The sequence below is a fragment of the Bradyrhizobium sp. genome (genome assembly GCF_030697065.1).
In the GTDB taxonomy this organism is placed as follows: domain Bacteria; phylum Pseudomonadota; class Alphaproteobacteria; order Rhizobiales; family Xanthobacteraceae; genus Bradyrhizobium.
On the sequence record NZ_JAUYQU010000146.1, the window covers coordinates 1 to 12,514 of the forward strand.

The 12,514-nt window shown below is 64.5% G+C and carries 14 protein-coding genes and 1 other RNA gene; 9 read left to right on the top strand and 6 right to left on the bottom strand.

The annotated features are described in order from the left end of the window. The 3 genes from Q8R73_RS11795 to Q8R73_RS11805 form a co-directional block, all read right to left on the bottom strand. Positions 1 to 557, bottom strand: a 557-nt coding sequence (locus Q8R73_RS11795; RefSeq protein ID WP_305719735.1) for a PfkB family carbohydrate kinase, incomplete at its 3' end; no start/stop codon positions are given. An 81-nt stretch (positions 558 to 638) separates the two neighbouring features. After that, complete coding sequence (nudC, locus tag Q8R73_RS11800; RefSeq protein WP_305719724.1) at positions 639 to 1,589, bottom strand: NAD(+) diphosphatase; 951 nt, start codon at positions 1,587 to 1,589, stop codon at positions 639 to 641. 4 nt (positions 1,590 to 1,593) lie between these two features. Continuing rightward, entirely contained in the window at positions 1,594 to 2,019 is a 426-nt protein-coding gene (locus Q8R73_RS11805) for an HIT domain-containing protein (RefSeq protein WP_305719725.1), read from the bottom strand. A 243-nt stretch (positions 2,020 to 2,262) separates the two neighbouring features. Here Q8R73_RS11805 and ffs point away from each other — a divergent pair. The 5 genes from ffs (at position 2,263) to Q8R73_RS11830 (ending at position 5,728) form a co-directional block, all read left to right on the top strand. Next, an RNA gene (gene ffs, locus Q8R73_RS11810) (signal recognition particle sRNA small type) lies at positions 2,263 to 2,359 on the top strand. Positions 2,360 to 2,464: 105 nt separating this feature from the next. Further along, positions 2,465 to 4,318, top strand: coding sequence for a DNA polymerase III subunit gamma/tau (locus tag Q8R73_RS11815; protein WP_305719726.1), 1,854 nt, complete (start codon positions 2,465 to 2,467; stop codon positions 4,316 to 4,318). A gap of 18 nt (positions 4,319 to 4,336) precedes the next feature. Continuing rightward, on the top strand, positions 4,337 to 4,657 hold the full coding sequence (locus Q8R73_RS11820; RefSeq protein ID WP_305719727.1) for a YbaB/EbfC family nucleoid-associated protein: 321 nt from the start codon (positions 4,337 to 4,339) through the stop codon (positions 4,655 to 4,657). A 5-nt stretch (positions 4,658 to 4,662) separates the two neighbouring features. Next, a complete protein-coding gene (gene recR, locus Q8R73_RS11825) occupies positions 4,663 to 5,268 on the top strand; it encodes a recombination mediator RecR (RefSeq protein ID WP_305719728.1) in 606 nt (201 codons plus the stop codon). A 28-nt stretch (positions 5,269 to 5,296) separates the two neighbouring features. Next, positions 5,297 to 5,728, top strand: coding sequence for a hypothetical protein (locus Q8R73_RS11830; protein WP_305719736.1), 432 nt, complete (start codon positions 5,297 to 5,299; stop codon positions 5,726 to 5,728). A 118-nt stretch (positions 5,729 to 5,846) separates the two neighbouring features. Here the strand turns inward: Q8R73_RS11830 and Q8R73_RS11835 are convergent, their stop codons facing one another. Further along, positions 5,847 to 6,473 carry a glutathione S-transferase family protein gene (locus Q8R73_RS11835; protein WP_305719729.1) on the bottom strand — a complete coding sequence of 209 codons (627 nt, stop codon included), beginning with the start codon at positions 6,471 to 6,473 and terminating at the stop codon, positions 5,847 to 5,849. A 175-nt stretch (positions 6,474 to 6,648) separates the two neighbouring features. Between Q8R73_RS11835 and pyrE the strand changes: the two genes are divergently transcribed. After that, the gene (gene pyrE / locus Q8R73_RS11840) at positions 6,649 to 7,212 is read left to right on the top strand and encodes an orotate phosphoribosyltransferase (RefSeq protein ID WP_305719730.1); all 564 of its coding nucleotides are present in this window, start codon (positions 6,649 to 6,651) and stop codon (positions 7,210 to 7,212) included. A 279-nt stretch (positions 7,213 to 7,491) separates the two neighbouring features. After that, positions 7,492 to 8,250, top strand: a complete 759-nt coding sequence (locus Q8R73_RS11845; protein WP_305719737.1) for a DUF2865 domain-containing protein — start codon at positions 7,492 to 7,494, stop codon at positions 8,248 to 8,250. A 131-nt stretch (positions 8,251 to 8,381) separates the two neighbouring features. Here the strand turns inward: Q8R73_RS11845 and Q8R73_RS11850 are convergent, their stop codons facing one another. Next, positions 8,382 to 8,813, bottom strand: a complete 432-nt coding sequence (locus tag Q8R73_RS11850) for a hypothetical protein (protein WP_305719731.1) — start codon at positions 8,811 to 8,813, stop codon at positions 8,382 to 8,384. A 211-nt stretch (positions 8,814 to 9,024) separates the two neighbouring features. On the opposite strand from Q8R73_RS11850, the gene Q8R73_RS11855 reads away from it, so the two are divergent. After that, positions 9,025 to 9,168: a hypothetical protein gene (locus Q8R73_RS11855; RefSeq protein WP_305719732.1), complete on the top strand. Its 144-nt coding sequence runs from the start codon at positions 9,025 to 9,027 to the stop codon at positions 9,166 to 9,168. A 113-nt stretch (positions 9,169 to 9,281) separates the two neighbouring features. Here Q8R73_RS11855 and Q8R73_RS11860 read toward each other — a convergent pair whose 3' ends face one another. Then, positions 9,282 to 9,512, bottom strand: coding sequence for a hypothetical protein (locus Q8R73_RS11860; protein WP_305719733.1), 231 nt, complete (start codon positions 9,510 to 9,512; stop codon positions 9,282 to 9,284). Between the two features lie 205 nt (positions 9,513 to 9,717). On the opposite strand from Q8R73_RS11860, the gene Q8R73_RS11865 reads away from it, so the two are divergent. Beyond that, positions 9,718 to 12,243 carry a glycogen/starch/alpha-glucan phosphorylase gene (locus Q8R73_RS11865; RefSeq protein WP_305719734.1) on the top strand — a complete coding sequence of 842 codons (2,526 nt, stop codon included), beginning with the start codon at positions 9,718 to 9,720 and terminating at the stop codon, positions 12,241 to 12,243. Positions 12,244 to 12,514: the final 271 nt, after the last annotated feature.

Below are 12,514 nucleotides of genomic sequence, written 5' to 3' on the forward strand. Positions count from 1 at the left end.
GCGTTGAGCAACCCCTCCCGCAGCGACATCGCGCGGTCGACGTCCACGACCACGGGGATGCCGCGGCGGCGCGCCTCGACGCACAAATCGGTGCAGAACTCCGCGGCACGGCTCTCGGTGAGAATGGCAGCGCAATCCTCCAGCAGCGTGTCGGAACTGGGCAGTCGCACTTTCCACAGTTCCGGATCGCGGAAGGTCACGATGGTGCGCTCGCCGCTGGGGTCGACCATGACCGTCGAGATCGGCGTCACCAGGCCCGGCATGTGAATGATGTGTTTTGTCTCGATGCCCTCATGCGCGAGCTTTTCGAAGATGAACCGGCTGGATACCTCGCGGGCATCGCCCATCGGGCCGCAGATCGAGGCGCGTCCGCCGAGGCGAACGATGCCGATCGCGGCGTTCAGCGCGTTGCCGCCGCAAATCTCGTCGAAATGGGTGGCGTTCTCCTTGGAACCGCGTGCCGGAATGCCGCCGACCCGGAACGTCAGGTCGCGCACCGGCATGCCGATACAAAGGATGCGCGGCGGAATTTTGGGCGCGGCAGCCTGAAAGTTCATCCGGGAATCAGTCATAGCGGCTCCGCATTGTTCCGGAACCTGGGTCCCGGGTTAATCGATGGAACCATCGGACGTTCCCGGCTATGCGCCCGCATTCGGAGCCTCATGCAGCCAGCGCCCGAGCAGATGATGGGCGATCGCAAACGGATGCGGGCCGGCAAGCCCATCGGGATGCTGCCGCTTGATCATCAGGGTCGCCTCGGCGCGGTCGAACCAGCGTGCATCCTCCAGTTCCATATGGTCTACGGTGATCTCTTCGGTGGTGGCGCGCGCGGTGCAGCCTATCATTAGGGACGACGGATAGGGCCAGGGCTGCGTCATGTAGTAGTTCACCTCAGCGCAGAAAATCCCGGATTCCTCGAAGATCTCGCGGCGGACCGCGTCCTCGATGGTTTCGGCCGCTTCGACGAACCCGGCCAGACAGGAATACATTCCGGGCAGGAACTGCTTCTGACGCCCGAGCAGGACCTTGTCGCCTGACGTCACCAGCATGATCACGACAGGGTCGGTGCGCGGAAAATGCTCGGCCTTGCAGTTCTGGCAGTCGCGCTTCCAGCCGCCTTCCTTCATCGCGGTACGGGTGCCGCAATTGGCGCAGAAGCCGTGACGCTGATGCCAGCTCACCATCGATTTCGCCATCGCGATCGCCGAGAGTTGCTCCGGCGGCGCCGCGCCCTGCATCGCCATGCCGCGCAGTTCGGTGACGGCGACGTCGTCGCGGGTCAGCAGTTTTTCGACGGACGCGGCCGAAATCCCCATGCCGAACACCGCCGCGCCTTCGCGCAGGCCGAGAAAGACCGTACCCGGATTGGCGCCGAATTTCAGCGCCTCGTCGATGGTGAGCAGCAGGCGGGGACCGCCGGCGTCCTGCTTCACCACCAGCGAGTCGCGATACACCACATAGGCGCGGGCGTCGCGATGGCTTTCCAGCGCGAGCAGTTTCTCGTCACTGCGGCGCAGATGCGCGGCGCGATCGAGAATGTTGCTGACGAAGGCGGGACGGCCGAGCGGAAAGGAATCGAATTCAGTCATGAGTTCAACCAAGCCAAATCTTGCGACGGAGCGCGCTGATGAAATTCTGGACTTCTTCCGCATCATGCGCGAGCGGCGGCATCACCCCCCAGACCGGACGAGGCCAGGCGGCGTCGCTGGAGCGGCGCGCGATGACATGGACGTGCAGCTGCGGCACCAGATTGCCCAGCGCCGCGATGTTGAGCTTGTCGCATTTCGTGATCTCTTTCAGGGCACGGGCGACGCGGGAAGTTTCCGTCATCAACTGCGCCTGTTCGACCTCGTCGAGGTCGATGATCTCGACGGCGTCGGCCCGGCGCGGCACCAGCAGCAGCCAGGGGTAATGCGCATCCTTGATCACGAGCACCTTGCACAGCGGCAGGTCGCCGATGTCGATGGTGTCCTTTTTGAGCTGGGAATGCAGCGACCAGTCGGCAGCGTCAGAAGGCATGTGGGTTCCAGGGGCATCCATCGTTTTCTCGATGGCATTCAGTCTGAACTGGCCTGAAATGGACACCGCTGGCAACGTCATATCAAGGCGTCATCATCCGCGAAAGCGGATGATCCAGTACCCGGCGACACCTCGGTGGGCCCGCGAGGTCTCGGAGTACTGGATATCCCTCATTCGCGGGGTATGACGACCTCCCCCCCCCCCCGCTTGCTTTCCGGGGCTTTTGGCCCCAAATAAGGACCGGGAGATTGGCGGTGGACGAGCCACTCGCCAACCGGGTCAGGTCCGGAAGGAAGCAGCCCTAACGAGGTCCGGATCGGGTCGCTCGTCAGTCTCCTACCTGTTTTTTCGGGCGAATCGCACAAGATGGGCCACCCCGTCCTGGGCTCGATTCCCTTCCCGTTCCGCAAGCCGGCTTCGAGAGACAAACATTGCGGACCGATCGATGACCGACGCTGGCAGTCCTGTAACGCCCCCCGGGGATACCGAAAGCGTCCATCAGGGCGGCTTCGACCTTGGCGGACCGCCGCAGGCCGGCAAGCACTACCGGGTGCTGGCGCGCAAATACCGTCCCTCCAGTTTCGACGACCTGATCGGCCAGGACGCCGTGGTCCGGACGGTCTCGAACGCGTTCGAGACCGGGCGAATTCCGCAGGCCTGGATCCTGACCGGGGTGCGCGGCGTCGGCAAGACCACCACGGCGCGGATCCTCGCCCGCGCGCTGAATTACGAACTGCCTGACGGATCGGCGAAGGGGCCGACCATCCACATGCCGGTGCCCGGCGTGCATTGCCGGGCCATCATGGAAAGCCGGCACATGGATGTGCTGGAAATGGACGCCGCTTCCCATACCGGCGTCGACGACGTGCGTCAGATCAACGACAGCGTGCGCTATGCGCCGGCCAGCGCGCGCTACAAGGTCTACATCATCGACGAAGTCCACATGCTCTCGACCGCGGCCTTCAATGCCTTCCTGAAGACGCAGGAAGAGCCGCCGGAGCACGCCAAATTCGTGTTCGCCACCACCGAAATCCGCAAAGTGCCGGTCACCGTGCTGTCGCGCTGCCAGCGCTTCGACCTGCGCCGGGTCGAAGCCGACGTGCTGATGGGCCATCTGGCCAACATTGCGGGCAAGGAAAACGTCGAAGTCGAGCCGGAGGCGCTCGGCATCATCGCCCGCGCGGCAGAGGGCTCGGTACGTGATTCGCTGTCGCTGTTCGACCAGGCGATCGCGCATGCGGCAGGCCCGGTGCGCGCCGATGCGGTGCGGCAGATGCTGGGCCTCGCCGACCGCACGAGGGTGATCGATCTGTTCGAATCGCTGGCGCGCGGCGATATCGCCAGCGCCTTCAGGGAATTCCGCGAACAATACGACACCGGCGCCGACCCGATCGTGGTGCTCTCCGACCTCGCCGAGTTCGTCAATTTCGTTACCCGGGTCAAGATCGTGCCGGCCACGGCGGACAACGTCGCGTTCGGCGAAACCGAGCGCGTGCGCGCCCGCGACTTCGCCTCAAAGCTCTCGATGCGCGTGCTGTCGCGCATGTGGCAGATGCTGCTCAAGGGCATCACCGAGGTGCAGGCCGCGACCCGGCCGGCGGCCGCGGCCGAAATGGTGCTGGTGCGCATCGCCTATGTCTCAGACTTGCCGACGCCGGACGAGGCGATCCGGATGCTGGAACAGAACGGCGGCGCGGCGCCGGCGGCCGCATCGAGTTCCGCGTCGGCGCGGTCCATCTCCGCATCGACGGTATCCCCGGTGCAGCATTCGGCATCACGCAGTGCATCCGCGCCGCGCGCCAGTGCCGAGGCCTCGGTCCGTCCGCAGGCGACGGCGCCGATGGCGGAAGCGCAGGCAGCCGCCACGGCGCTTCGGATCGCAAGCTTCCCCGAACTGGTGGCTTTGGCCGGCGAGAAGCGCGATCTCATGATCAAGGGCGCGCTGGAAGCCCATGTCCGGCTGGTCCGCATCGAGGACGGGCGGCTCGAACTGGCGCTGGAGCCAACCGCGCCGCGGACCCTGGTCAACGATCTCTCGCGCAAGCTGGAACAATGGACCGGGCGGCGCTGGACCGTGATCGTGTCCAACGAGCCTGGGCAGGCGACGTTGCGTTCGCAGAACGAAGTCCAGAAGAACCAGCGCGAGCGCGCCGCCGAAGCCGATCCGCGGGTACAGGAGGTGCTGGCGCGGTTTCCCGGCACCAAGGTGGTCGAGGTGCGCAAGCTTGCCCCCGAGACGCCGGAATCAGATGTTAGCGGTGAAGACCCCGCCGAGACTCCCGACAGCGACGATCTCTAGATTTTGAAGGAAGCGTTCATGGCTGATTTCCTCGGCATGATGAAGCAGGCAGCCCAGCTGCAATCCAAGATGCAGGCGATGCAGGAAGAACTCGGCAATGTCGAGGTCGAGGGCACCTCCGGCGGCGGCCTGGTCAGCGTCCGCATGACCGCGAAAATGCAGGTCAAGGCCGTCAGGATCGACCCCTCGCTGATGAAGGCGGACGAACGCGAAATCCTCGAGGACCTGCTGGTGACCGCGCTCAACGACGCGCAGCGCAAGGCGGAAGCCGCGATGCAGGAGAAGATGCAGGCGCTCACCGGCGGGCTCGGCCTGCCGCCCGGACTGGGGCTCGGCTAGCCCAGATGGCTGCTGCGGTTGCCGGTCCCGAAATCGAACGCTTGATCCAGCTGCTGGCGCGGCTGCCCGGGCTTGGCCCGCGCTCGGCACGGCGCGCGGCGCTGCATCTGATCAAGAAACGCGAGGCGCTGATGACGCCGCTGGCCGGCGCGCTGCAGGTAGCGATCGACAAGATCCAGGTCTGCCGGACCTGCGGCAACATCGACACGCAGAATCCCTGCACGGTGTGCACCGACCCGCGGCGGGACCCCGCGATCATCGTCGTGGTTGCCGACGTCGCCGATCTCTGGGCGCTGGAACGCGCGCACGCCACCAACGGCCTCTATCACGTGCTCGGCGCGACGCTGTCGCCGCTCGACGGCGTCGGCCCGCAGGACCTCACCATCGACGCGCTGGTGGCCCGCGCGCACGACCCGCGGGTGACCGAAATCATCCTCGCGCTGAATGCGACGGTGGATGGCCAAACCACCGCGCATTACATCACCGACCTCCTGCAGGAGGCCGGCGTCAAGGTGACGCGGCTGGCCCACGGCGTGCCGGTGGGCGGCGAACTCGATTATCTCGACGAAGGCACGCTGACCGCCGCGATGCGGCAGCGGACTCTGTTCTGACACATTGCCAATGGAAATGACCCAGATGATGATGCGACGATTCGGAAAACGCCTTGCCTTGGTGACAGTTATGGCGGTGACCTGCGCCGCGCCTGCCGCTTCGGCGCAGCAGGCCGAACCGCCCGCGGCCAAGCCGGGCAAACTGATCAATGCCGGCGACGTGCTGTCGGGCGAACTCAATGCCATGAAGGTGCGCGGCGGCAAAAAAGGCAAGCGGGTCGCGACCTATCTGGTCACCAGCGAACCGCGCCGGCTGCCGCCGCCGAACGGGCTGTGCGACCTGGAGACCGGACCGGAGACCTTCCAGCTCATCACCTCGAGCGATGCTCAGGCCGCACAGCTCAAGGGATTCATTGGCAAGGAAATCTCGATCAAGGTCGACGAGGTCGCCTGCGCGCAGGACGCGGGGCAGATGAGCGAAGCCGTGGTCACGAAGTGGAGCGTGGTGACGAAGCATTGAGGCGCGATGCCCCTGCTTGCTTCGACACGCCATCCCCACAAACACCGCTGTCATCGTCCAGTACTTCGACCGGGCGATGACCGTCGCGCGTGAGGCAAAGCCCACCCCGGCCGGCAAATCAATCCAGCTTTGCTTCCATGCCGCGCTTGGTCGCCGGCCGCGCCATCAGCGTGTTGTACCAGCGTTCGACATGGGGAAAATCCTTCAGCTCAACCTTGTGGCGCGGGTGCCGCCATGCCCAACCGAGAATGGCGAAATCGGCGACCGACAGCGGACCTGCAACGAACTCGTTGCCCGCGAGGCGGCGATCCAGCACGCCATAGAGCCTCACCGTTTCCGCCATGTAGCGCTTCAGGCCATAGGCCCGGTCCGCCTCGTTCTCCAGCGCGATGAAGTGATGCACCTGGCCCGGCATCGGGCCGAAACCGCCCATCTGCCACATCAGCCATTCATAGACCGGGATACGCTCGATCAGGGGCATGGGCAGGAATTTGCCGGTCTTTTCGCCGAGATAGAGCAGGATGGCGCCGGATTCGAATACGCTGACGCGCTTTCCGCCCGGGCCGTCGGGATCGACGATCGCCGGAATCTTGTTGTTCGGGCTGATGGCGATGAAATCCGGCGCCATCTGCTCCCCCTTGCTGATGTTGATGGGAAAAACCTTGTAGGGCAGCCCCATCTCTTCCAGCGCGACCGAGATCTTGCGGCCGTTCGGCGTGTTCCATGTGTGCAGTTCGATCGTCATCTTTGTTTCCCCGCTAAGCGCGGTATCCACTACCCCGGAACCCGCCGATGGTACAACCGCCGCCACCGCCCCCGATGGTGACACTATGCGCTGTTGACGGGGCAGCCCCGGCTCTGGAATGTGACCGCGTCCGCCGATAGATTGCGCCGGCTGCAGCCCTTTCGAGAACAACGCTTTGTCCAAATCAGCTTCCCGTGCCCGCCTCGCCGAGATCATCCGCAGACGCTCGTTCGGGCGCGGTGAAATCACGCTGGCCTCGGGCCGCAAGAGCGATTTCTACTTCAACCTCAAGCCGACCATGCTGGATCCCGAGGGCGCCACGCTGCTGGCGGAACTGACCTTCGAGGCCCTGAAGGACGATCAGCTCGATTATGTCGGCGGGCTTGAAATGGGCGCGGTGCCGCTGGCAGGCGCCATCGCGCAACTGTCCTGGATCAAGGGCCACCCGATCGCGGCGTTCTTCGTGCGAAAAAGGCCGAAGGAACACGGCGCCCGGCTGGCGGTCGAAGGCCTGGCCAAGGGCGAGAGCCTGCAAGGCAAGCGCGTGGTGATCGTCGAGGACGTCACCACGACCGGCGGCTCGGCGCTGAAGGCGGTCGAAGCGGTGCGCGATGCCGGCGCCGAGATCGCGCTGGTCTTCACCATGGTCGACCGCGAGGAAGGCGCCGCCGAAACCTTCGCGCAGGCCGGCCTCACGTTTCGCTCGCTGTACAAGGCGGGCGAATTTCTGAAGGGCTGAGTTTTTTCTTACCGCTCCCGCTTGCGGGTGGGGGAAATTCTCTCCCAGCACTCTGACGGCTTGCGGCAACACCCCCACCCGGCCCTGCCGGCAAGCGGGAGAGGGAGCAGCGCAGCGTACTTTCTTTTCCGCGATCAGTTCCCGGGTTACCGCTCGTTTACCATCTCCGCCCTAATGTGAATCCGTGCCGGGCCGCCGATCGCCGCGGCCGGTCCATGGCGTTGGGTGGAGTGTGCGTTGCGTAACGAGTTGACTGATCAGCGCATGCGGCGCCGCATGATGGTTGTTGCCGCAGCGCTTGCCGGCGCGGTTGCCGTGACGCCGCGCGCGGCGTCCGCCGAAGGCCTGTTCGATTTCCTGTTCGGCGGCGCGCCTAAGCAGCAGCAACGTCAGGCCCCGGCGCAGGCGAATTTCTTTGCCGATCCGTTCGGCCTCAACCCGCAGCCCGCGCCGGCGCCGCGCCAGATGGCATCGGGCTTCGGACCGGCATTTTGCGTGCGCAGCTGCGATGGCAAGTACTTTCGGCTGATGCGCAGCCATTCTTCCCCGGTGCAGATGTGCCAGGCGTTCTGTCCGGCCAGCGTGACCAAGGTTTTCTTCGGCAGTTCAATCGAGAGCGCATCCTCGTCCACTGGCGAGCGTTATGCCGACAGCGAGAACGCCTTCGCTTATCGCAAGGCGCTGCGCGCCGATTGCACCTGCAACGGCCGCGATCCCGCGGGTCTGGCCCCGGTCGACCTGACGCTCGATACTTCGCTGCGCTCGGGCGATGTGATCGCCACCACTTCCGGGCTGGTGGCCTATACCGGCGTCAAGCTCGGCGCCAGCCAGACCGCCGAATTCACTCCGGTCGCTTCCTATCCGGGCCTCACCGCCGAGGTCCGCGCCCGGCTCGGTGAGATGAAGGTGGCGCCTGTCAGCGCCGAAATGGTCGCCACCGACGCGCCGGCGCCGGAAGCCGCCCGCGACATCGTGCTGCCCGCGACGTCGGTGCCGAAAGCTGCCTCGGCCAGAGACAAACGCGCCGAAGTGAATTAGGCGACTGACAAATCCCTCATGCCGAGGAGCGCGCCTTCGCGCGCGTCCCGAACCATCTGGCACTACGCCCGACGCCATCCTTCGAGACGCATCGCTCTGCGATGTTGCTCAGGAGGAGGTCTGGACGCGCATCACCGACCGACGATGACGCCGATCACGTTCGGCGCCGACAGATATTTCTCTTCGATGTCGGCGCGCGCGGCGGCGCGGTTTTCCGGCGTCAGCAGACCGCGTTTTTCGGCCAGGATCATCCAGCAATAACCCCACCAGTCCGTCAGCATGCCGTGGTCGTCGACGAGGTCGTAACCCTGCTCGGCGGCGAAGATACGCGCATGCGCCTCGTCGAGCCGGTCGAGAAAGGCGTGGTCCTCGCCGGAAAACAGCTCATCGCTGAAATCGTCCGTGGTGTAGCCCCACACCGACATGCAGACCGCGTTGAATTCGCGGTCGATCTGGTCGTCATCGACGATCCTGCGGCGCGAGGCCTGGTGCAGCCGCGACAGCGATCGGGCGAAGTCGGCGATGCGGGTGAGCGCGAATTGATCGAAGGCGATGGTGGACATGTAGTCCTCGAAATTCTGGATAGACCCTAGATATTGTATCGACAGTGCTCCGAATCACCATGATATATCAAAGACTTGCTAAAGTGTTCTTAATTTGTTCCGGACTGGTAACCTTCAAGACATCGCAGGGCCGATAAACAATTTACAAATGCCGGGGATACTCGGAATGCGTCCGACGGGAGACGGGTCTTAACTGAACCAGGTAAGCGGCATGCGGGGCATCGTGGCTTTTGCGATCATGACGGCCATTCTGGCGGTGATCGATGCGGCCTTCTTCAAAGGCAAATATCTCAGGGATACGCAGGATGCGATCACCGGCCTGGCGTCGATCTCGACCCAGATGGGGCGCCGCTGAGCGCTCGTGACGGTCATCGCCCCGCCTGATCGGCTTGAGACCCCTTTGATCGCCGAATTGCAGACGTCCGCCGACGCGTCCCCATGGCGGGTCCGGAAACGGCTTTATTCAGCTCACATCGCCGACAGGAGTTTGTCGCCGCAATAATTGGCGTAGAATTTTCCGCCGCACTGCTTGCGGATAGCGGCGCAGCGTGCCGCGGGCGAGGCATTTTTCGCGACACTGAAGGAGCAGCCGAGGCCGTCGGCGCTCTTGCCGAGCTTGCCGGCGGCGAAGGCCGCGCTGGTGGCGCTGATGCAGACCACCAAAAGCGCCGCGGCGGCGATTTCGATCATCAGTTTCATGGCGCGGTTCTCCCCTGGCTATCGCGCTTCTGCTCTCTCGAACCCGATGATAACACCGAAACAGGCCGACGCGGCGGTCGCAATTCGGCCCGGTCCTTGCATAAAATGATGCCAGCGCAGTGCACAACAAGGCCCCCGGTGGTTTCGATCCCACGGCAAGGCGCGTATGATTCGACGAGGGCTCCAAACTTCAGGGATCTGCGATTTGCCACATCAGACATTCCCAGGGAATTTTCCGGCGCCGGGCCAGCCCATCGACGAACTGGCGCTGGCCGACATCAAGAGCGCGATCCTCGTCAAGCTCCGGCTGGCGGTCGGCAAGGATGCCGGGATGGCGACCCAGCGCGACTGGTACAAGGCGGCGGCGCTGGCACTGCGCGACCGCATCGTGCACCGCTGGCTGATCACGGAAAAGCAGAGCTACGACGAGGGGCGCAAGCGGGTCTACTACCTCAGCCTGGAATTCCTGATCGGCCGGCTGTTCACCGACGCCCTGAACAATATGGGGCTGCTGCCGGTATTCGAGACCGCACTCAACGACCTCGGCGTCGGCCTGTCGGATCTGCGCAAATGCGAGCCGGATGCGGCGCTCGGCAATGGCGGCCTCGGGCGGCTGGCGGCGTGTTTCATGGAGAGCATGGCGACGCTGGCGATCCCCGCCATCGGCTACGGCATCCGCTACGATTTCGGCCTGTTCCGCCAGATCATTGCCGACGGCTGGCAGCAGGAATATCCGGACGAATGGCTGGGCTTCGGCAACCCCTGGGAATTTCAGCGTCCGGAAGTGGTCTATCATGTGCACTTCGGCGGCGGCGTCGAGCATGTCGAGGTCAAGGGGCGCGACCGCGCGGTCTGGCATCCCGCGGAAACCGTGAAGGCTGTCGCCTACGACACCCCGATCGTGGGCTGGCGCGGCCAGCACGTCAACGCGCTGCGGCTGTGGTCGGCGCGTTCGGCCGATCCGCTCAATCTCAATGTCTTCAACACCGGCGACTATCTCGGCGCCAGCGCCGAGGAGGCGCGCGCCGAATCGATCTGCAAGTTCCTCTATCCGAACGACGAGAGCCCGGCAGGCCGCGAACTGCGGCTGCGCCAGGAATATTTCTTCGTCTCGGCCTCGCTGCAGGATCTGGTCAAGCGCCACCTCGCCTCCGACGGGCAGCTGCGCGGGCTGTCCTCGAAGGCTGCGGTGCAGCTCAACGACACCCATCCAAGCCTCGCCGTCGCCGAACTGATGCGGATTCTGGTCGACCTGCATAATTTCCGCTGGGACGAGGCGTGGAAGATCACGGTGGCGACGCTGTCCTACACCAACCACACCCTGCTGCCGGAGGCGCTGGAGACTTGGCCGGTCGAACTGTTCGAGCGGCTGCTGCCGCGGCATCTCGAAATCATTTACCGCATCAATGTCAGCCATCTGGCGCTGGCGGAAGCGCGCTGTCCCGGCGACGACGATTTCAAGGCCTCGGTCTCGCTGATCGACGAGCGGTCCGGCCGCAAGGTGCGGATGGGTCAGCTGGCTTTCGTCGGATCGCACCGCATCAACGGCGTCTCCGCGATGCATTCGGACCTGATGAAGGAGACCGTGTTCCACGACCTCAACCACCTCTATCCGGCGCGCATCACCAACAAGACCAACGGCATCACCTTCCGCCGCTGGCTGATGCTGGCCAACCCGAGGCTGACCAGACTGTTGCGCGAGGCCTGCGGCGACGCCCTGCTCGACGACCCTACCCAGCTGACGCTGCTCGAAGGCCGCGCCAGCGACGCCGCGTTCCAGCAGAAATTCCGCGACGTCAAGCTGCACAACAAGGCTGCGCTGGCACGGCTGATCGGCGAGCGCCTCAATGTCAAGGTCGACCCCCACGCGCTGTTCGACGTCCAGATCAAGCGCATGCACGAATACAAGCGGCAGCTGCTCAACATCGTGGAGGCGGTGGCACTATATCACGCCATCAAGGATGACCCGCAGCGCGACTGGGTGCCGCGGGTGAAAATCTTCGCCGGCAAGGCCGCGGCGAGCTATCGCTACGCCAAGCTGATCATCAAGCTGATCAACGACGTGGCCGACGTCGTCAACAACGACCCCGCGATCGGCGGGCGGCTGAAGATCGTGTTCCTGGCCGATTACAATGTCAGCCTCGCCGAGATCATCATTCCCGCCGCCGACCTGTCCGAACAGATTTCGACCGCGGGCATGGAAGCCTCAGGCACCGGCAACATGAAACTGGCGCTGAACGGCGCGCTGACCATCGGCACGCTTGATGGCGCCAATATCGAAATCCGCGATCACGTCGGCGCGGAAAACATCGCGATCTTCGGCATGGAGGCGATGGATGTGGTGGTGCGGCGCAAGCAGGGGCTGGATGCGACCGACGTGATCCGGCGTTCGCCGCAGCTTTCGCGCGCCATCAGCGCGATCGGGTGCGGCGAATTTTCCCCGGGAGATCCCGACCGGTTCGAATCGATCGCCCACGCGCTGCGCCATCTCGACCACTACATGGTCAGCGCCGATTTCGATTCCTATTACGAGGCCCAGCGCGGCATCGACGCGCGCTGGCAGGTGGTGCCGGCCTGGACCAGGGCCTCGATCCTCAACGTGGCGCGAATGGCGTGGTTCTCCTCCGACCGCACCATCCGGGAATATGCCGGGGAGATCTGGGACGTGCCGGTGCGGCCGGCGCCGCATCCGGCTTTGCAGGAGCCGGGCGCGCAGCGCGGAGCCGGCTGATTACGGCGAGCGAAATCCATTACCTCAGGCATCATTGGATTTGGCCGGATAGCCGTGATACTGGCGAGCCAAATAGAGCCTCGTTGCGCGCGCCGCGAGACTTCATGCCGTCATTCCGGGGCGATGCCATCGGGTCCGGCCTTCGGCCGGCCCGATGATAAACTCCGCATCGAACCTGGAATCTCGAGATCCCGGGTCTGGTGCTGGCGCACCATCCCGGAATGACGGACAGCCTCAGGCATTGTCCAGAATGCGGGGATGCTGCAGCGAC

Coding starts and splice junctions, on each gene's coding strand:
- nudC (WP_305719724.1), bottom strand. CDS start 1,589: ATGACTGAATTCGATTCCTTTCCGCTCGGCCGTCCCGCCTTCGTCAGC.
- Q8R73_RS11805 (WP_305719725.1), bottom strand. CDS start 2,019: ATGCCTTCTGACGCTGCCGACTGGTCGCTGCATTCCCAGCTCAAAAAG.
- Q8R73_RS11815 (WP_305719726.1), top strand. CDS start 2,465: ATGACCGACGCTGGCAGTCCTGTAACGCCCCCCGGGGATACCGAAAGC.
- Q8R73_RS11820 (WP_305719727.1), top strand. CDS start 4,337: ATGGCTGATTTCCTCGGCATGATGAAGCAGGCAGCCCAGCTGCAATCC.
- recR (WP_305719728.1), top strand. CDS start 4,663: ATGGCTGCTGCGGTTGCCGGTCCCGAAATCGAACGCTTGATCCAGCTG.
- Q8R73_RS11830 (WP_305719736.1), top strand. CDS start 5,297: ATGATGCGACGATTCGGAAAACGCCTTGCCTTGGTGACAGTTATGGCG.
- Q8R73_RS11835 (WP_305719729.1), bottom strand. CDS start 6,473: ATGACGATCGAACTGCACACATGGAACACGCCGAACGGCCGCAAGATC.
- Q8R73_RS11845 (WP_305719737.1), top strand. CDS start 7,492: ATGGTTGTTGCCGCAGCGCTTGCCGGCGCGGTTGCCGTGACGCCGCGC.
- Q8R73_RS11850 (WP_305719731.1), bottom strand. CDS start 8,813: ATGTCCACCATCGCCTTCGATCAATTCGCGCTCACCCGCATCGCCGAC.
- Q8R73_RS11855 (WP_305719732.1), top strand. CDS start 9,025: ATGCGGGGCATCGTGGCTTTTGCGATCATGACGGCCATTCTGGCGGTG.
- Q8R73_RS11860 (WP_305719733.1), bottom strand. CDS start 9,512: ATGAAACTGATGATCGAAATCGCCGCCGCGGCGCTTTTGGTGGTCTGC.